The 15579-nt window shown below is 69.0% G+C and carries 21 protein-coding genes; 12 read left to right on the top strand and 9 right to left on the bottom strand.

Features of this window, described 5'->3' with window-relative positions:
• Positions 1 to 4: 4 nt before the first annotated feature.
• From IFE19_RS13410 to IFE19_RS13375, 8 genes are read left to right on the top strand one after another with little or no spacing between them, the layout of a single operon-like run.
• Positions 5 to 478 (top strand): chemotaxis protein CheW, encoded by a 474-nt coding sequence (locus IFE19_RS13410; RefSeq protein ID WP_207823095.1) that lies wholly within the window; start codon positions 5 to 7, stop codon positions 476 to 478.
• Positions 475 to 1341 (top strand): CheR family methyltransferase, encoded by an 867-nt coding sequence (locus IFE19_RS13405; RefSeq protein WP_207823092.1) that lies wholly within the window; start codon positions 475 to 477, stop codon positions 1339 to 1341. The genes IFE19_RS13410 and IFE19_RS13405 overlap by 4 nt, the downstream gene beginning before the upstream one ends.
• Positions 1338 to 2378: a protein-glutamate methylesterase/protein-glutamine glutaminase gene (locus IFE19_RS13400; protein ID WP_207823090.1), complete on the top strand. Its 1041-nt coding sequence runs from the start codon at positions 1338 to 1340 to the stop codon at positions 2376 to 2378. The genes IFE19_RS13405 and IFE19_RS13400 overlap by 4 nt, the downstream gene beginning before the upstream one ends.
• A 9-nt stretch (positions 2379 to 2387) precedes the next feature.
• Positions 2388 to 2777: a response regulator gene (locus IFE19_RS13395; RefSeq protein WP_105563813.1), complete on the top strand. Its 390-nt coding sequence runs from the start codon at positions 2388 to 2390 to the stop codon at positions 2775 to 2777.
• Positions 2774 to 3319, top strand: a complete 546-nt coding sequence (locus IFE19_RS13390; RefSeq protein ID WP_207823088.1) for a chemotaxis protein CheD — start codon at positions 2774 to 2776, stop codon at positions 3317 to 3319. The genes IFE19_RS13395 and IFE19_RS13390 overlap by 4 nt, the downstream gene beginning before the upstream one ends.
• Entirely contained in the window at positions 3319 to 3675 is a 357-nt protein-coding gene (locus IFE19_RS13385) for a hypothetical protein (protein ID WP_207823086.1), read from the top strand. Before IFE19_RS13390 ends, IFE19_RS13385 begins: the two co-directional genes overlap by 1 nt.
• Positions 3675 to 4265, top strand: a complete 591-nt coding sequence (locus IFE19_RS13380; RefSeq protein ID WP_207823083.1) for a response regulator — start codon at positions 3675 to 3677, stop codon at positions 4263 to 4265. Before IFE19_RS13385 ends, IFE19_RS13380 begins: the two co-directional genes overlap by 1 nt.
• A 10-nt stretch (positions 4266 to 4275) precedes the next feature.
• Positions 4276 to 4734: a chemotaxis protein CheE gene (locus IFE19_RS13375; protein WP_207823081.1), complete on the top strand. Its 459-nt coding sequence runs from the start codon at positions 4276 to 4278 to the stop codon at positions 4732 to 4734.
• 1 nt (position 4735) lies between these two features.
• On the opposite strand, the gene IFE19_RS13370 is transcribed toward IFE19_RS13375, so the two are convergent.
• Together IFE19_RS13370 and IFE19_RS13365 are read right to left on the bottom strand one after the other, a co-directional pair.
• Entirely contained in the window at positions 4736 to 5281 is a 546-nt protein-coding gene (locus IFE19_RS13370) for a hypothetical protein (protein ID WP_207823080.1), read from the bottom strand.
• Between the two features lie 91 nt (positions 5282 to 5372).
• Complete coding sequence (locus IFE19_RS13365) at positions 5373 to 5903, bottom strand: hypothetical protein (protein WP_207823079.1); 531 nt, start codon at positions 5901 to 5903, stop codon at positions 5373 to 5375.
• A gap of 130 nt (positions 5904 to 6033) precedes the next feature.
• Here IFE19_RS13365 and IFE19_RS13360 point away from each other — a divergent pair, with 130 nt between their 5' ends.
• The 3 genes from IFE19_RS13360 to IFE19_RS13350 all read left to right on the top strand — a co-directional run bounded on the left by IFE19_RS13360 (position 6034) and on the right by IFE19_RS13350 (position 9124).
• A complete protein-coding gene (locus IFE19_RS13360; RefSeq protein WP_207823078.1) occupies positions 6034 to 6990 on the top strand; it encodes a glycosyltransferase family 9 protein in 957 nt (318 codons plus the stop codon).
• A gap of 65 nt (positions 6991 to 7055) precedes the next feature.
• Positions 7056 to 8393, top strand: coding sequence for a dihydroorotase (locus IFE19_RS13355; RefSeq protein WP_207823077.1), 1338 nt, complete (start codon positions 7056 to 7058; stop codon positions 8391 to 8393).
• On the top strand, positions 8390 to 9124 hold the full coding sequence (locus IFE19_RS13350) for a prephenate dehydrogenase/arogenate dehydrogenase family protein (protein WP_207823076.1): 735 nt from the start codon (positions 8390 to 8392) through the stop codon (positions 9122 to 9124). Before IFE19_RS13355 ends, IFE19_RS13350 begins: the two co-directional genes overlap by 4 nt.
• A 6-nt stretch (positions 9125 to 9130) precedes the next feature.
• Here IFE19_RS13350 and IFE19_RS13345 read toward each other — a convergent pair whose 3' ends face one another.
• From IFE19_RS13345 to IFE19_RS13335, 3 genes are read right to left on the bottom strand one after another with little or no spacing between them, the layout of a single operon-like run.
• Positions 9131 to 10057, bottom strand: coding sequence for an alpha/beta hydrolase (locus IFE19_RS13345; RefSeq protein ID WP_207823075.1), 927 nt, complete (start codon positions 10055 to 10057; stop codon positions 9131 to 9133).
• A gap of 31 nt (positions 10058 to 10088) precedes the next feature.
• Positions 10089 to 10769 (bottom strand): SdpI family protein, encoded by a 681-nt coding sequence (locus IFE19_RS13340; RefSeq protein ID WP_207823074.1) that lies wholly within the window; start codon positions 10767 to 10769, stop codon positions 10089 to 10091.
• Complete coding sequence (locus IFE19_RS13335) at positions 10766 to 11053, bottom strand: metalloregulator ArsR/SmtB family transcription factor (protein ID WP_207823073.1); 288 nt, start codon at positions 11051 to 11053, stop codon at positions 10766 to 10768. The genes IFE19_RS13340 and IFE19_RS13335 overlap by 4 nt, the downstream gene beginning before the upstream one ends.
• A gap of 119 nt (positions 11054 to 11172) precedes the next feature.
• Here IFE19_RS13335 and IFE19_RS13330 point away from each other — a divergent pair, with 119 nt between their 5' ends.
• On the top strand, positions 11173 to 11931 hold the full coding sequence (locus tag IFE19_RS13330; RefSeq protein WP_207823072.1) for a 3-oxoacyl-ACP reductase: 759 nt from the start codon (positions 11173 to 11175) through the stop codon (positions 11929 to 11931).
• A gap of 44 nt (positions 11932 to 11975) precedes the next feature.
• Here IFE19_RS13330 and IFE19_RS13325 read toward each other — a convergent pair whose 3' ends face one another.
• From IFE19_RS13325 to IFE19_RS13310, 4 genes are read right to left on the bottom strand one after another with little or no spacing between them, the layout of a single operon-like run.
• Entirely contained in the window at positions 11976 to 12464 is a 489-nt protein-coding gene (locus tag IFE19_RS13325) for a DUF411 domain-containing protein (RefSeq protein WP_207823071.1), read from the bottom strand.
• Between the two features lie 2 nt (positions 12465 to 12466).
• A complete protein-coding gene (locus IFE19_RS13320) occupies positions 12467 to 12664 on the bottom strand; it encodes a heavy-metal-associated domain-containing protein (RefSeq protein ID WP_207823069.1) in 198 nt (65 codons plus the stop codon).
• Positions 12661 to 13080: a Cu(I)-responsive transcriptional regulator gene (cueR, locus tag IFE19_RS13315; protein ID WP_207823066.1), complete on the bottom strand. Its 420-nt coding sequence runs from the start codon at positions 13078 to 13080 to the stop codon at positions 12661 to 12663. The genes IFE19_RS13320 and cueR overlap by 4 nt, the downstream gene beginning before the upstream one ends.
• On the bottom strand, positions 13077 to 15560 hold the full coding sequence (locus IFE19_RS13310; RefSeq protein ID WP_207823063.1) for a heavy metal translocating P-type ATPase: 2484 nt from the start codon (positions 15558 to 15560) through the stop codon (positions 13077 to 13079). Before IFE19_RS13310 ends, cueR begins: the two co-directional genes overlap by 4 nt.
• Between the last annotated feature and the right edge of the window lie 19 nt (positions 15561 to 15579).

The raw sequence follows: 15579 nt of genomic DNA, 5'->3' as shown, positions 1-15579 counted from the left end.
CATCATGACCGAAGTCACCTCCAACGTCGCCGGCGCCGACCGCGAACTGATCGCCTTCCGCATCGGCGAGCAGGAATTCTGCGTCGACATCATGAACGTCCGCGAAATCCGCGGCTGGACCCCGGCGACCCCGCTGCCGCGCTCGCCGTCCTATATGAAGGGCGTGATCAACCTGCGCGGCATCGTCCTGCCGATCATCGATCTGGGCGCCCGTTTCGGTCTGAAGACCGCCGAGCCGACCGCCCGCCACGTCATCATGGTGGCTCATATCGGCAACCGCCTGGTCGGCCTGCTGGTCGATGCGGTGTCCGATATCGTGCAACTGACGGACTCCACCATCCAGCCGACGCCCGACGTCGCCAGCGACCATGTGAAGACCTTCGTCCAGGGGATCTTCGCCGTCGAGGGCGGCCGCATGATCAGCCTGATCGACCTCAACCACGTCCTGCCGGCCGAAAGCGAAGCCGAAGCCGCATGACCACCGTCGCCGGGCGCACGTCCCTGGTGGAAGGCGAGTTCGTCTTCACCGCCGAGGATTTCCGCCACATCGCCCAGACCCTGCACGCCCACGCCGGCATCGCCCTGAGCGAGGGCAAGGCCGCTCTGGTCTACTCGCGCCTGGCCAAGCGCCTGCGCGTCCTGGGTCTGCGCAGCTTCCGCGACTACTGCGCCCTGATCGAGGGCGTGGAGGGCGTCGACGAGCGTCAGGCCATGACCGCGGCCCTGACCACCAACGTCACCCGCTTCTACCGCGAGCCGCACCACTTCGATCACCTGCGCGATCAGGTCATGCCGGAACTGGCGGCCCGTGCACGGGCCGGTGGGCGCGTGCGCCTGTGGTCGGCGGCCTGTTCCAACGGACAGGAGCCTTATTCGATGGCCCTGACCGTGCTGGACGTCCTGCCGGAAGCGGCTGATCTGGACGTGCGCATCCTGGCCACCGACATCGACCCCAACATGGTGGCCGAGGGCGCGGCGGGCGTCTATTCGGACGAGCTGCTGTCGCCGGTGCCGGCGTCGGGCCGCAAGCATTTTGAAGCGGTCGCGGGTCGTCCGGGTCACTTCAGCGCCGACGCGACCCTGCGCCGTCTGGTGTCCTTCCGCGAGCTGAACCTGATCGGCGACTGGCCGATGCGCGGCAAGTTCGACGTCATCTTCTGCCGCAACGTGGTCATCTATTTCGACGACGCGACCCAGGAGATGGTCTGGAGCCGCTTCACTCCGATGATGGCGCCTGGCGCCACCCTCTATATCGGTCATTCGGAACGCGTCAGCGGCCCGGCGACCACCCAGCTTCAGACCTGCGGTCTGACCGCCTACAGGCTGGGAGGTCGGGCATGAGCCACCCGGTCCGCGTCCTGATCGTCGACGACAGCGCCACCATGCGCAGCTTGATCAGCGCCGTCCTGCGCCGCGATCCCGAGATCTCGGTCGTCGGCACGGCCGCCGATCCTCTGGAGGCCCGCACGGCGATCAAGGAACTGAACCCCGACGTCATCACCCTGGACGTCGAGATGCCCAATATGAACGGGCTGGAATTCCTCGAGAAGATCATGCGCCTGCGGCCCATGCCGGTCGTCATGGTCTCGACCCTGACCCAGGCGGGGACAGATGTGACCCTGGCGGCGCTGGAAGTCGGCGCTGTGGACGCCGTGGCCAAGCCCGCGCCGGGCGTCCCGGCCCAGGAAGCCTTCGCCGACCTGGCCGACAAGGTGAAGATCGCCGCCCGCTCGCGGGTGCGTCCGCTGGAAGCGCGTGAGACGCGCGCGGTGGACGGCGCCTATCGCGCCGACCCCAACCATGTCCTGGCCATCGGCGCCTCGACCGGCGGGGTCGAGGCCCTGCTGAACATTCTTTCGGCCTTCCCCGCCAACTGCCCGGCGACGGTGGTGACGCAGCACATGCCCGCCACCTTCACCCGGAGTTTCGCCGCCCGTCTGGACAAGGCCTCCGGCGCCACGGTCACCGAGGCCGTGGACGGCGCCCCTCTCATGCCCGGTCACGTCTACATCGCCCCTGGCGGTGAAAAGCACCTGGAGGTCGCGAACGGCCGCTGCCGCCTGGTCGCCGCCGACACGGTCAACGGCCACCGCCCCTCGGTGGACGTCCTGTTCAACGCGGTCGCTCGCCTGGGCCGTCCCATGACCGGGGTCATCCTGACCGGCATGGGAAAGGACGGCGCCAGGGGGCTGCTGGCCATGCGTCAGGCCGGCGCCCGCACCCTGGGCCAGGACGAGGCCTCCAGCGTCGTCTACGGCATGCCGCGCGCCGCCTTTGAGCTGGGCGCCGTGGAGCGCCAGCTGTCTCTGCCCCGCCTTTCCTCCGCCATCCTCGATCTGTGCGCCGTCCATGCGGCCGCCGCAAAGCCTGTTGCGTAAGGACCGCCTATGCCTGCCGCCTCCGCCCTGAATGTTCTGGTCGTCGATGACCAGCTGACCATGCGCTCCCTGATCCGCAACAGCCTGCAGCAGATCGGCGTGCGTGAAATCTCCGAAGCCGCTGACGGCGAGCTGGCGCTGCGGTCGATCATCACCAAGCCGGTTCACCTGGTGATCTCGGACTTCAACATGCCGAACCTGGACGGTCTGGGCCTGCTGCGCGCCATTCGCGCCCATCCGCCGACGTCCAAGACCGCCTTCATCATGCTGACGGGCCGCGCCGACCGCGAACTGGTGCAGCGCGCCGTGCAGTTCGGCGTGAACAACTATCTGGTCAAACCCTTCACCACCGCCCAGCTGAAAGAGAAGCTGGAAGGCGTGTTCGGCCCCCTGACGTGAACACCGCTCGCGATCAGCTGACGGCCGAAAGGCGCGTCCATGTCGGCCAGGGCGAGCACCTCGTGACGTCCGACCCCGATGTCGTGCTTTCGACCGTGCTCGGCAGCTGCGTCGCCATGTGCCTGCGCGATCCCGTGGCCGGGGTCGGCGGCATGAACCACTTCCTGCTGCCTGAAGGCGCGGGGGCGGGGACCGACGCCGGGCGCCGTTACGGCGCCTATGCCATGGAGCTGCTGATCAACGACGTGCTGAAAGCGGGCGGTCGTCGCGACCGGCTGGAGGCCAAGCTGTTCGGCGGCGGCCGCATGTTCGATTCCCTGAAGGACGTGGGCGCGTCCAACGCCGACTTCGCCGAGCGTTTTCTGGCCGACGAGGGCATTCCCGTCGTCGGCGCCAGCCTGAGGGGCGCCGGGGGGCGTCGCGTACATTACTGGCCGGTGACCGGTCGGGCGCTGCAACGCGGGGTCACGGATGCGGTCGCTCCGCGTCCGGCCCCGCCGCCCCCGCCGTCCGTCGATTCCGGCGCGCTGGAGCTGTTCTGATGAACGACTACGATACGAAAGGCCTGCTGAGCGCCGTCGCCGCCGAGCTGGCCGACATCCGCGCGGGCGTGGACGAGGCCGGCGGCCTGGTTTCCGAACTGTTGCGTCTGGCGCCGCCCGAGCAGCGCCTGACCTATCTGACCCGCATGCAGGCCTTTGACGTGCTGAGCCAGCGCGTGGACGCCCTGTCGGGTCTGGCGGGGGCGCTCGCCGCCGATCAGCCGATGGACACGGCCCTGGCCGCCCTGCCTCTGGCCGAGATGGCCGACCGTCTGCGCGAGTTGTCCTTCCGGGGACGCCCCCTGTCCGAGCCCGCCCCCGCCGCCGTATCCGGCGACCTGCTGCTGTTCGACTGATGAGCGCCGCCGACCGGGTCAATCTGGAGCAGTCGACGGTCTTGCTGATCGACGACAATCCGCAGGCGCTGGACATGCTCAGTTCCGTCTTCCAGGGCTTTGGCGTCAAGGAGCAGATCAAGTGCGCCTCGGCGACGGAGGGGGTGCGCGTCATCCAGAACCGGGCCGTCGACCTGATCGTCATCGACTGCGCCGATCCCGAGATGGACAGCTACGCCTTCGCCCGCTGGCTGCGGCGCGAGACCCCGGCGCCCCTGCGGTTCATCCCCGTCATCCTGCTGACCGGACACGCCTCTCAGGCCAAGGTGCAGGAAGGCCGCGACTGCGGCGTCAGCTTCGTTGTCACCAAGCCCCTGACCCCCGCCGTCCTGCTGCGCCGTATCCTGTGGCTGGCGGGCGACGAGCGCGAGTTCGTCGAGTGCGCGACCTATGTCGGACCCGATCGCCGCGTGCGCAACTTCGGCCCGCCGCTGGGCGTGGCGGGACGTCGCAAGGACGACCTGTCCGCCCACGTCGGCGCCGCCGTTGAGGAAAACATGGATCAGTCCGACATCGACATGCTGATGAAGCCCCAAAGGGTCGCCCTGTGAGCACCGCCAAGTGACCGAAGCCCGCACCCTGAAGATCAAGACCACCCTGGCGCGGCAGATGGCCCAACCGGGCGGCCGCACCGTCGCCGACATCGAGCGGCGCGCCAACGAGCGGCTGGAACGCCATCGCGATGACGTCATGACCACGGTCGCCGGCACGATCACGGAGCTGGAACTGGTCGCCGCCGCCGCCGCGCCGGGCAGCGAGCTCCAGGTCTACCGGCTCGCTTCGGCGCTACTGGCCACGGCGGGATTCTTCGACACCGGCCCCCTTTACGACGCCGGTTACAGCCTGTGCGACGTGGCGGACCGGATGCAGACCAGCGGCGCCTGGAGCTGGCCCGCTGTCGCCGTCCATGTCCAGGCCATGCGCCTGATCCTGACGGGCGGCTGTCAGGCCGACGCGACCAGCGACGCCCTGTTGCTGGGCCTGCGCTCCGTGGCGGCCAAGGCAAGACAGGACGGCTGAGCTAGATCACCGCGTATCTGGCCTCAGCCCCATCCGGCTGGAACTCATGTTCAGCCAGACGATCCAGCGAGGCGATGACGCGGGCGACGAAGTCTTCGGGATCGCCCTCTTCGACGGCGGGGCGCAGCCAGTCGGTGACGACGGCGCGGGCCGGGTAGGTCCCGACCGGGCCGGGGACGCTGAGGGCCACCTCGACCCCCTCGGCGATCCAGCCGGCGACCGTGGCGAAGAAGTCCAGGCCCGCCAGGAAGTCCGAGCGGCGCACGACATAGAGGGTGATCTCGCCGCGATCGACGCCGTCGGGGCGGATGATGACGCCGCTGCGGTTGGGCCGCCAGTCGTCGGACAGTTCGACCGCCCGCCACAGGCAGAACCAGACGCGGCAGGTCTGGGGGCGGATCTCGTGGACCGAACAGCCCGCCCCATCGACGCAATAGCCGCACAGCTCGCCCGTCGGCTTGGCCAGCTCGGGCAGGTTCAGCGGGATCACGCGGCAGCACTCGACGCAGCCGCCGCAGGTCCGGTCGGGGAGGAGGGGAAGGCTCATGGGCGGGGTTTAGCGCAAGGCGATGCAGAATGCGCGGGGACAGTCCGGAAAGCGGACGCCGTGGATGTCAGTTCAGGAAGGGGACACGCGATCAGGGAGCCGGGCTATTGTCTGTGCTCCAGTAGCCTTTGATGTGGGCTCGAAGGATAGGGTCCTCGAGGTCATCCTCGGCGCGCACGTCAGCAAAGCCGTCCTGACCAATCAAGACCAGCACGAAATCCCCCAACCTCGGGTTCCACAGGTCCCGGCCACAACCGTATCCGTTGCTGTATCGCGCTCTCACCTCATGCGCTGGACCCAGGATTGTCTCGACGGGTGCGACGTCCGCCCAACCCGCCTGCGTACCATAGGAATGACCCGCTATCCGACGGGCATCGAGATTGCGGCGCTCTGTGCGCGTGTAGGGATGGAGCGCAACCACCTGCCCGACAAGGATGGTTTCAACTTCACTTCTATAAGTCGCCCAAGCAGCCTCTCGATCGACCGGCTCGCGGATAGTGCATGCGGTCACAGGTGAGGGCGTCCCGAACAACGAACAACCAACCAGCGTGGATGCGAGAATGACGGCAGCATGTCTCATCGCGAGTTCATTCTCCATGGCAAGCGAGAGCCAGTAGAACACGCAGGGCCGCTGTCAGCTACGAGGCGAAGCCTGTCCTGAGCTTCGAGGCTTCAAGCCGAAGGACGGAGCGGTGATAGTCCCGCGTCGCATCTACGCTGAATTCCGTAGAGAATCCCTCTAGGGTCGCGCCATGCATGGGCGTTTCCCGATCCTCTATATCGCCGAGGCGGACGCAGAAGACGCGGTCCTCTCGTCGGGGGCGCTCGCCCATCTGGTCGAGGCCATCCCGCACGCCACCTTCACCGTCGTCGGTTCGCCGGCCAGCGCGCCGCTGTTTGCGGATCTGCCGCGGCTGGAGCGGCTGATCGTTCTGGACCGCGACGGGCGCTGGGACTGGATCGCCCTATGGAATCAGGTACGCGAGACCAACTGGGGGCTGGTGGTCGACATGCGCGGCTCGACCCTGTCGGGCAAGCTGCGACGTCAGAAGCGAGCGGTGAAGAGCAAGACCCTGCCTGACGTCCATCTGGTCGAGCAGGCGGCGCGGGTGCTGCAACTGGACGAGATTCCGGCGCCGAAACTGTTCGTCGGCCGCGACACGCAGGAAGCCGCCGACGCCCTGATCCCGCAGGGGGACGGTCCGATCCTGGCCATCGGTCCGGGCGTGGACTGGATCGGCAAGCGCTGGCCCGCCGACCGTTACGCCAAGGTGGCGCTGTCGCTGCTGGGCGAGGACGGTCCTCTGGCCGGGGGGCGGCTGATGATCGTCGGCGAAGAGGCCGACCGAGATGCGGCCCACTCGATCCGCTTCGCCGTCAAGCGCGAGCGGGTGATCGAGCTGCAGGGGCGGCTGACGCGGCTACAGACGGTCGCGGCCCTGTCGCGGGCCGACTTCTACATTGGCGGGGACTCGCTGTGGACCCAGCTGGCGGTGGCGGCGGGCGTGCCGGCGGTGGGGGTGTTCGGCCCCTCGGACGAGACTCTGCGCCGTCCCTGGACCGGGGTGGCGGTTCGCGGCCCGCGCAGCCTGCAGGAGTTCGTCGATCTGGACCCGCGCCTGAACCAGCACATCCAGCACATGATGGACCTGCCCTATGAGCGGGTGCTGAAGGCGTCGAAGAAGCTGCTGGCGCAACTGGCCGACTGAGCCTTCGGGGGTTGTCCCCTGGGGCGTCGGACGCGCATAAGCGCTCGACCTCAGGAGATACGCCCATGACCCAGACCTATGACCTGATCGTGCGGGGCGGCGAAGTCGCCAACCACGCCGGACGCGGCCGGGCCGACGTCGGCGTCATCGACGGCCGTATCGCCTTCATCGGCGACCTGAGCCAGGCCTCGGCGGACGAAGTGTTCGACGCCACCGGCCTGACGGTCCTGCCCGGCGTCATCGACACCCAGGTCCACTTCCGCGAGCCGGGTCTGGAATGGAAGGAAGATCTGGAGACGGGCAGCCGCGCGGCGGCCCTGGGCGGCGTCGTCGCCGTGTTCGAGATGCCGAACACCCAGCCCAACACCACCGACCCCGAGACCATGGCCGACAAGCTGGTCCGGGCCAACAACCGGATGTGGACGGACCATGCCTTCTACGTCGGCGGCACGCATGAGAATGCGGAACATCTGGCTGATCTGGAGCGCTTGCCGGGCTGCTGCGGGGTCAAGGTCTTCATGGGCGCCTCGACCGGCGACCTGCTGATCGCCGACGACGAGGGGGTGAGGAAGGTCCTGTCCAACGTGCGCCGCCGCGCCACCTTCCACTCCGAGGACGAATACCGTCTGGTCGAGCGCCGCAGCCTGGCCCGCACCGGCGACTGGACCAGCCACCCCGAGGTCCGCGACGCCGAGAGCGCCATCATGTCCACGCGCCGTCTGGTCGGTCTGGCCAAGGAGACCGGCGCGCGCATCCACGTCCTGCACGTCACGACCAAGGACGAGATGGAGTTCCTGCGCTTCCACAAGGACGTCGCCACGGTCGAGATCACGCCCCAGCACCTGACCCTGGTGGCGCCCGAGGCCTATGAGCGCCTCGGCGCCTACGCCCAGATGAACCCGCCGATCCGGTCGCAGGAGCACGTCGACGCCCTGTGGCTGTGGGGCATGCAGCAGGGGGTGGCCGATGTGCTGGGTTCCGACCACGCGCCGCACACCAAGGAAGAGAAGTCCAAGCCCTATCCGGCCTCGCCCTCGGGGATGCCGGGGGTGCAGACCCTGGTGCCGCTGATGCTGACCCACGTCGCCAATGGCCGCCTGTCGCTCGAACGCTTCATCGACCTGACCTCGGGCGGGGCGCAGCGGGTGTTCGGCACGGCCAACAAGGGGCGGATGGCCGTCAGCTATGACGCCGATCTGACTATCGTCGATCTGAAGGCGAAGAAGACCATCACCCACGACCAGCAGGCGACACGCTGCGGCTGGACCCCCTTCGACGGCTTCGAGACCACAGGCTGGCCGGTGGCCACCATCGTGCGCGGCCGAGTGGTGATGAAGGACGGCGAACTGATCGGTCAGGCGCACGGCCAGCCGGTTCGGTTCCAGGAGACGCTGGCGGGGTGAGCAGCGCCCGACCGCAGCTCGGCCTGATCGGCTTCGGCGCCTTCGGGCGGCTGACGGCGAAGCATCTGTCGCCATGGTTCGACATCCTCGCCCATGATCCGGCGGCGACGGATGGCGAGGGCCTGGCGCGGCTGACCTCGCTGGAGGCGGCCGCGGCCTGTCCGGTGGTGGTGCTGGCCGTGCCGGTCGGCGTGCTGGCGGAGACGGTGGCGGCCATCGCGCCGCACGTGACGCCGGGGGGCCTGATCCTCGACGTCGGGTCGGTGAAGGTGAAGCCGGCGAAGGTGATGCTGGACGGCCTGCCCAAAGGCGTCGGCATCGTCGGAACCCATCCCCTGTTCGGCCCTCAGAGCGGCAAGGACGGCATTGTGGGGCTGAGGATCGCCGTCTGTCCGGTGCGCGGCGACAAGGCCGCCTGGCGGGTGGCGGCCTTCTGCAAGAAGGCGTTGAGCCTGAAGGTCTTCGTCGTCACGCCCGAGGATCACGACCGCGAGGCGGCCACGGTCCAGGGCCTGACCCACCTGATCGCCAAGGTCCTGCTGGCCATGGAGCCCCTGCCGACGCGGATGACCACGACCAGCTTCGAGCGGGTCATGCAGGGCGTGGACATGGTCCGCTACGACAGCGCGGCGGTGTTCCGCGCCATCGAGCACGACAATCCCTTCGCCGCCGAGGTCCGCCGTCGCTTCTTCGATCTGGCAGAACAGGCGCGGGCGGAACTGGACGGGTAAGGCCCCTCAGCGCGTCTTCAGCACGAAGTCCGCCACCGCCTCGACTACGCCAGGGGCCAGAGGCAGGGCCGGGTCCATATAGGTGGCGACATTGGCGGCGCGGTCGGCTGGCGCGGTCTTCAGCACATGGTTGACGCCGTCCCAGACGACGAGGTCGGCGCGGGGCTGGGCCGCCTTGATCGCGTCGGCGTCGGCGACGCCGACCTGAATGTCGGTGGCGCCCTGACCGACGAAGATCGGGCCGTCGTAGGCGGCGGCCAGTTGGGCCGGGTCCAGCGTCAGCCACGATATCAGGTAGGGCTGGACCGAGGGACGGAACAAGGCGGCCAGTTCGGCGGGGGGATCGGCGACCGTGCGGCCGGCCTCCAGCTCGGTCAGGACCTCATAGGCGCGCGTCTTCAGCGGCTCGGGCAGGCCCGCCGCCAGTTGTTCGCGCAGCACGACGCCCGCAGGACGCCCGGCGCCGGACAGCAGGACCAGACCGCAGACCTTGTCGTCGCCGTCAGCGACCGCTGCCAATGCGACAAGCGCGCCCTCGCTGTGGCCGATCAGCCAGGCGCAGGGCTGGCCCGTCTTCGCCGCCGCCTCGGCGGCCCAGGCGCGGGCGTCGTCGATATTGGCCGTGAAGCGCAGGTCGGCCTCGGCTCCGCCCGCGGCGGCGCTTTCGCCGATGCCGCGCTTGTCGATGCGGATCGTGGCGACGCCGCGTTCGGCCAGCCCTTCGGCCAGCAGGCGATAGGTCCCGGCGCGGATGCCGAACTGGGGGCTGTTCCCGTCGCGGTCGGTGGGGCCGGAGCCGGGCAGGATGACGGCGGCGGCGCGGGTGTCGCTCTCGGGCGTCAGCAGGGTTCCGTGAAGGGGCGCAGGGCTGGAGGCCAGTTCGACGGGTGTCGAAATCGGCGAGAGCAGCAGGGCGGCGGCGAGGGTCAGCATGCTTGTCTCCGTCTGGTCGGGTGAGATGAAATCAGAAGGGCTGGCGGTCGGGGTCGGCGCGCCAGACGCGCCAGCTTTCAAACACCGACCAGCCGGCGGCGATCAGGACGCCCGCGATCAGCAGGCTGAAGCCCAGCGGCTGGGGCAAAACCGGGGCGGTGATCAGGCCGACGAGCCCCAGCCAGAAGAAGAGGCGGCCCGCCAGCCGGTTGGAGCGGTCCCAGGCCAGGCGACTCTTGTAGTTCCAGGGGGTGCGGACGCCGATGATGGGGTTGGGCGCGATCCGGCCCATGAAGGCGCCCATGACCGCGAACAGCAGGCTCATCAGGGCGGCGGTCATGGTCAGGGATACGCCCGTTTGGGAAGCGCCGTGTCCCAGGATCATCCAGATCATGAAGGCGCTGGTCCCGACAATGGCCAGCAGGGAGACCAGTTGCCCGATCTCCAGCCCCCGCCGCCGCGCGGCGTCCGGCGTGCGCTTGGCGTACCAGCTCATCGGCCCGGCGGTGATAGCGGCCATGAAGGCCATGAAGCCGATGACGCTCGACAGTTCGCTGCGATCGCCCCAGCGGTCGGGCTGGCCGTGGATGTCGAAATGCATGGGGAGGGGCGTGGTCGGGCCGGCGACCTGAACGCCGATGGCGAGCGCGATGAGGGCGACGACCGTCAGGGCGGTCAGGGCATCCAGCACGGTGAAGCGGATCTTGGTCATTGCGGCGTCTCCTCCTCGTCGGTTTTGCCTGTTCCGCTGAGGTCCATCAGAAAGGCCAGGGCCTCCTCGACCGCCGAGATTTCCAGCCGATAGCGGATCGACTGGCCGTCGCGCTCGGGGCTGACCAGGCCGGCCTCCTTGAGCGCGTTCAGATGGCCGGTGATGGTCGGCCAGCTCATGTCGAAGGCGGCGGCGATGTCGCCGGACGCCAGCGGTCCCTTGCGCAGCATGGCGATGATGCGTCGCCGCACCGGATGGGACAGGGCTTTGAACAGGTTGTTCATGAGGGGAAAGGCTAATTAGGGATTTGACTAAATGCAACCTGCGTTCGTCGAGGTCTGCGGCTGGCCTTCGTCGAGGGCGCGGCCTATGGCTCGGCTTCGTTCTTCAGCGTGAGGCAGGCATGGAAATCCGCGATCAGATCGTTCTCATCACCGGCGGCGCGCGCGGCGTGGGCGCGGCGGCGGCGCGGGCCTTCGCCGGGCAGGGCGCGCGGGTGGTGATCAACTGGCGGGCCAGCGGCGAGCAGGCCGAAGCACTGGCCGACGAACTGGGCGAACGCGCCATCGCCCTCCAGGCTGACGTGACCGACCGCGCGGCGGTCGAGGCCATGGTTGCGCAGGCGCAGGCCCATTTCGGCGGGCCGATCAGCACTGTGGTCAACAACGCCCTGGACTACAGCTTCAACGGCGATGCGCGGGCCCAGATGGCGGACATTCCGTGGGAGGACATGGAGCGTCAGTTCTCGACCGTGATCCGCGGCGCGCTGAACGTCATTCAGGCTGCGGCGCCGGGCATGAGTGCGCAGAAGTTCGGCCGGGTGGTCAACATCGGCACCAACCTGTTCCAGAATCCGGTCGTGCCCTATCACGACTACACCGCCGCCAAGGCCGCTCTGCTCAGCCTGACGCGGACGGCGGCGGGGGATCTGGGGCCGTCGGGGATCACGGTCAACATGGTCTCGGGCGGTCTGCTGCGGACCACGGACGCCAGCGCGGCGACGCCGGATGCGGTGTTCGACCTGATCGCCGGGATGACGCCGCTGCGCTCGGTGACGACGCCGCAGGAGTTCGCCGATGCGGTGCTGTTCTTCGCCTCGCCGTGGAGCCGGGCGGTGACGGGACAGAATCTGGTGGTCGACGGCGGCCTGGTCAGGGACTGAATACGAAAAGGCCCTGCCGATGATCCGGCGGGGCCTTTTCGCTTTTAGCGACGAACCGGGTTCGCGCCCTCGAAGGTCATGAAGCGGGCGGGCTGACCTGTGCCGAAGCGCATGACGTCGTAGCGTTCGGGGGCGTAGCCGGGGGCCTCCATGCCGGGCGAGCCGGTGGGCATGCCGCCGACGCCGATGCCGCGCGATGCGCCGGGCGATTTCAGGAAGGCGTTGACGGCGGCGGCGGGGACGTGGCCCTCGATCACCTTGCCGTCGACGACGGCGGTGTGGCAGCCCCACAGGGATTCCGGCACGCCGAGACGCATCTTCACCGGGGCCAGGTCGTCAGTCGGGACGACGCGGATGGCGTAGCCGGCCTTGCGCATATGCTCGACCCAGCCGCCGCAGCAGCCGCAGGAATCGCTCTTGTAGACGGTCATGTCCGAGGCCTGGGCCACGGTGGGCAGGCCGTTCAGCAGGAAGCCCGCGCCGCCGAGGATGGCGGCGCCGAAGGCGAGGGTGGCGATCTTCATCCTGTTCATGGTCAGGCCGCCTCGGCCGGGTAGCCGGCGTCGGCCAGGGCGGTCATCAGGGCCTGACGGTCGGCGTTGGTGGCGACCTCGACGCGGCGGGCCTCGATGTCGGCGGTGATTTCAGCCGAGGCGTCGACGCCGTGGATGGCCTTCTCGACGCTGGCGACGCAGCCGCCGCAGCGGATCTTGGGAATGGTCAGGGCGATCATTGGGGAACTCCTTGGGAAACAGCGGCGGGCGAACCCGCCAGGTCGGACAGGATGGGACAGTCGGGGCGGTCGTCGCCGGCGCAGCAATGCGACAGATCGCGCAGGGCGTCGGCCATGGCCTGCATCTCCTTGATGCGGGCGTCGAGGTCGGCGACGTGCTTCTCGGCCATGGCCTTGACCTCGCGGCTGGGCCGGTTGTGGTCGCGCCACAGGGACAGCAGGTGGCTGATCTCCTCGACCGAGAAGCCCAGGCTGCGGGCGCGGCGGATGAAGCGCAGGTCGTTCAGATCGCGCTCGCTGAAGTCGCGATAGTTGCTCTCGGTCCGCTCCGAGGGCCGGATCAGGCCGACGGACTCGTAGTAGCGGATCATCTTGGCCGAGACGCCGGTGGCGAGAGAGGCCTTGCCGATGTTCATTGGGCGGCTCCGGGAATGTGGGGTTTGAAGACGCGCAGGCGCAGGGCGTTCAGCACCACGCTGACGCTGGACAGGGCCATCGCCCCCGCCGCCAGCATGGGCGACAGCATGTAGCCGAAGGCCGGATAGAGGACGCCCGCCGCGACCGGGATCAGCAGGACGTTGTAGCCGAAGGCCCAGGCCAGGTTTTGACGGATGTTGCTCATGGTGGCGCGCGACAGACCGACCGCCGCGACCGCGCCGCGCAGGTCGCCGCCAGTCAGGACCACGTCGGCGCTTTCGATGGCCACGTCGGCGCCGCCGCCGACCGCCAGACCCACGTCGGCGGAGGCCAGGGCCGGGGCGTCGTTGACCCCGTCGCCGACGAAGGCGATGCGGCGCCCGCCGGTCTTCAGGGCGGTGATGGCGGCGACCTTGCCGTCGGGCATGACCTCGGCGTGGACCTCGTCGATGCCCAGGCGGCGGGCGACGGCCTCGGCGGTGCGGCGGTTGTCGCCGCTGATCATGGCCACCTTCAAGCCCATCTCGTGCAGGGCGGCGATGGCGGCGGGGGTGGTCGCCTTGATCGGGTCGGCCACGGCGATGATGGCGGCGAGCTTGCCGTCGATGGCGGCGTAGAGGGGCGTCTTGCCCTCGTCGCCCAGACGGGCCGCGGCCTCGGCGAAGGCGGCGACGTCATGGCCCAGATCGGCCATGTAGCGGTCGGCGCCGACCTCGATGCGACGGCCTGAGACCAGACCCGCCACGCCCTTGCCGGGCACGGAGGCGAAGTTCTCGGGTCGGGCGACGCTCAGGCCGCGTGATGCGGCGGCCTCGACCAGGGCGCGGGCCACGGGGTGTTCGGACTGGGCCTCGACGGCGGCGACCAGGGCCAGAACCTCGTCCTCCGCGAAACCTTCTGCCACGCTCAGGTCGGTCAGTTCGGGACGGCCCGCGGTCAGGGTGCCGGTCTTGTCGAAGGCGATCAGATCGACGCCTTGCAGGGCCTGCAGCGCCTCGCCCTTGCGGAACAGGACGCCCAGTTCGGCGGCGCGGCCCACGCCGACCATGATCGAGGTCGGGGTCGCCAGACCCATGGCGCAGGGGCAGGCGATGATGAGCACGGCCACGGCGGCGACCAGGGCCATGCCCAGCGCCGGATCGGGGCCCAGCAGATACCAGACGGCGAAGGTCAGGACGGCCACGGCCATGACGACCGGCACGAACCAGCCGGTGACGCGGTCGACCAGGGCCTGAATGGGCAGCTTGGCGCCCTGGGCCGTCTCGACCATGCGGACGATCTGGGCCAACACGGTCTCGGCGCCGACCTGCTGCGCCTCGAAGCGGAAGGCGCCGGTGGTGTTCAGGGTGCCGCCGACGACCTTGGCGCCCGCGCTCTTCTCAACCGGGATGGGTTCGCCGGTCAGCATGGATTCGTCGAGCCACGAGGCACCCTCGGTCACCACGCCGTCGACGGGAACGCGCTCGCCGGGGCGGACCACGACGACGTCGCCGGGCTGGACGCTGTCGATGGCCACGTCCTGCTCAAGCCCGTCGCGCACCACGCGGGCGGTCTTGGCCTGCAGCGACATCAGGCGGCGGATGGCCTGACTGGTCTGACCCTTGGCGCGGGCCTCGATCCAACGGCCGACCAGGATCAGGGTGACGATGACGGCGGCGGCCTCGAAATAGACGTTGGCCGTGCCCTCGGGCAGCAGGGCGGGGGCGAAGGTCGCCACGGTGGAGAAGGCCCAGGCCGCGCTGGCGCCCAGCACCACCAGTGAGTTCATGTCCGGGGCGCGATGCAACAGGGCGGGCACGCCCTTGCGGAAGAAGATCAGGCCGGGTCCAAACAGGACGAAGGTGGCCAGGACGAAGCTGATCAAGCGCCAGTTCTGCACGCCGATTGTCTCGGCCAGCCAGTGGTGCATGCCGGGGATGAAGTGCGAGCCCATCTCCAGCACGAAGAGGGGCAAGGTGGCGATCCCGGCGATCAGGACGGCGCGGCCCAGGTTGCGGATCTCGGCGGCGCGGGCGGCCTGTTCGCGATCACCGGCCTCGGCGTCGCCCTGTTCGGGCTGCTCCAGCACATAGCCGGCCTGCTGCACGGCGGCGGCCAGATCGCGGAAGCTCACAGTTCCCGACAGGAAGCGGACGGTGGCGCGCTCGGTGGCCAGATTGACGCTGGCGCTGAGGACGCCGGGCACGGCGGCCAGGGCTTTTTCGACGCGACCGACGCAGCTGGCGCAGGTCATTTCCCGCACCGGATAGACGACGTCTTCTTTCAGCGGCTCATAGCCGGCGGCGCGGATGGCGGCGGCGACCGCGCCGGGCGAACCCTCGGCGTTGATCGAGACCTGCGCCCGTTCGGCGGCCAGGTTGACCTTAGCTTCGGTCACGCCGGGCACGGCGCGAATGGCCTTTTCGACCCGGCCGACACAGCTGGCGCAGGTCATGCCGAGGACCGGCAGGCCAAGGACTTTGAGAGTGGCGTCGGACATCGGCGGAGCCTTTCGTCGT

Origin of the sequence: Brevundimonas pondensis (genome assembly GCF_017487345.1) — a bacterium.
Classification (GTDB): domain Bacteria; phylum Pseudomonadota; class Alphaproteobacteria; order Caulobacterales; family Caulobacteraceae; genus Brevundimonas; species Brevundimonas pondensis.
This window is presented reverse-complemented; position numbering and strand designations above follow the sequence as displayed.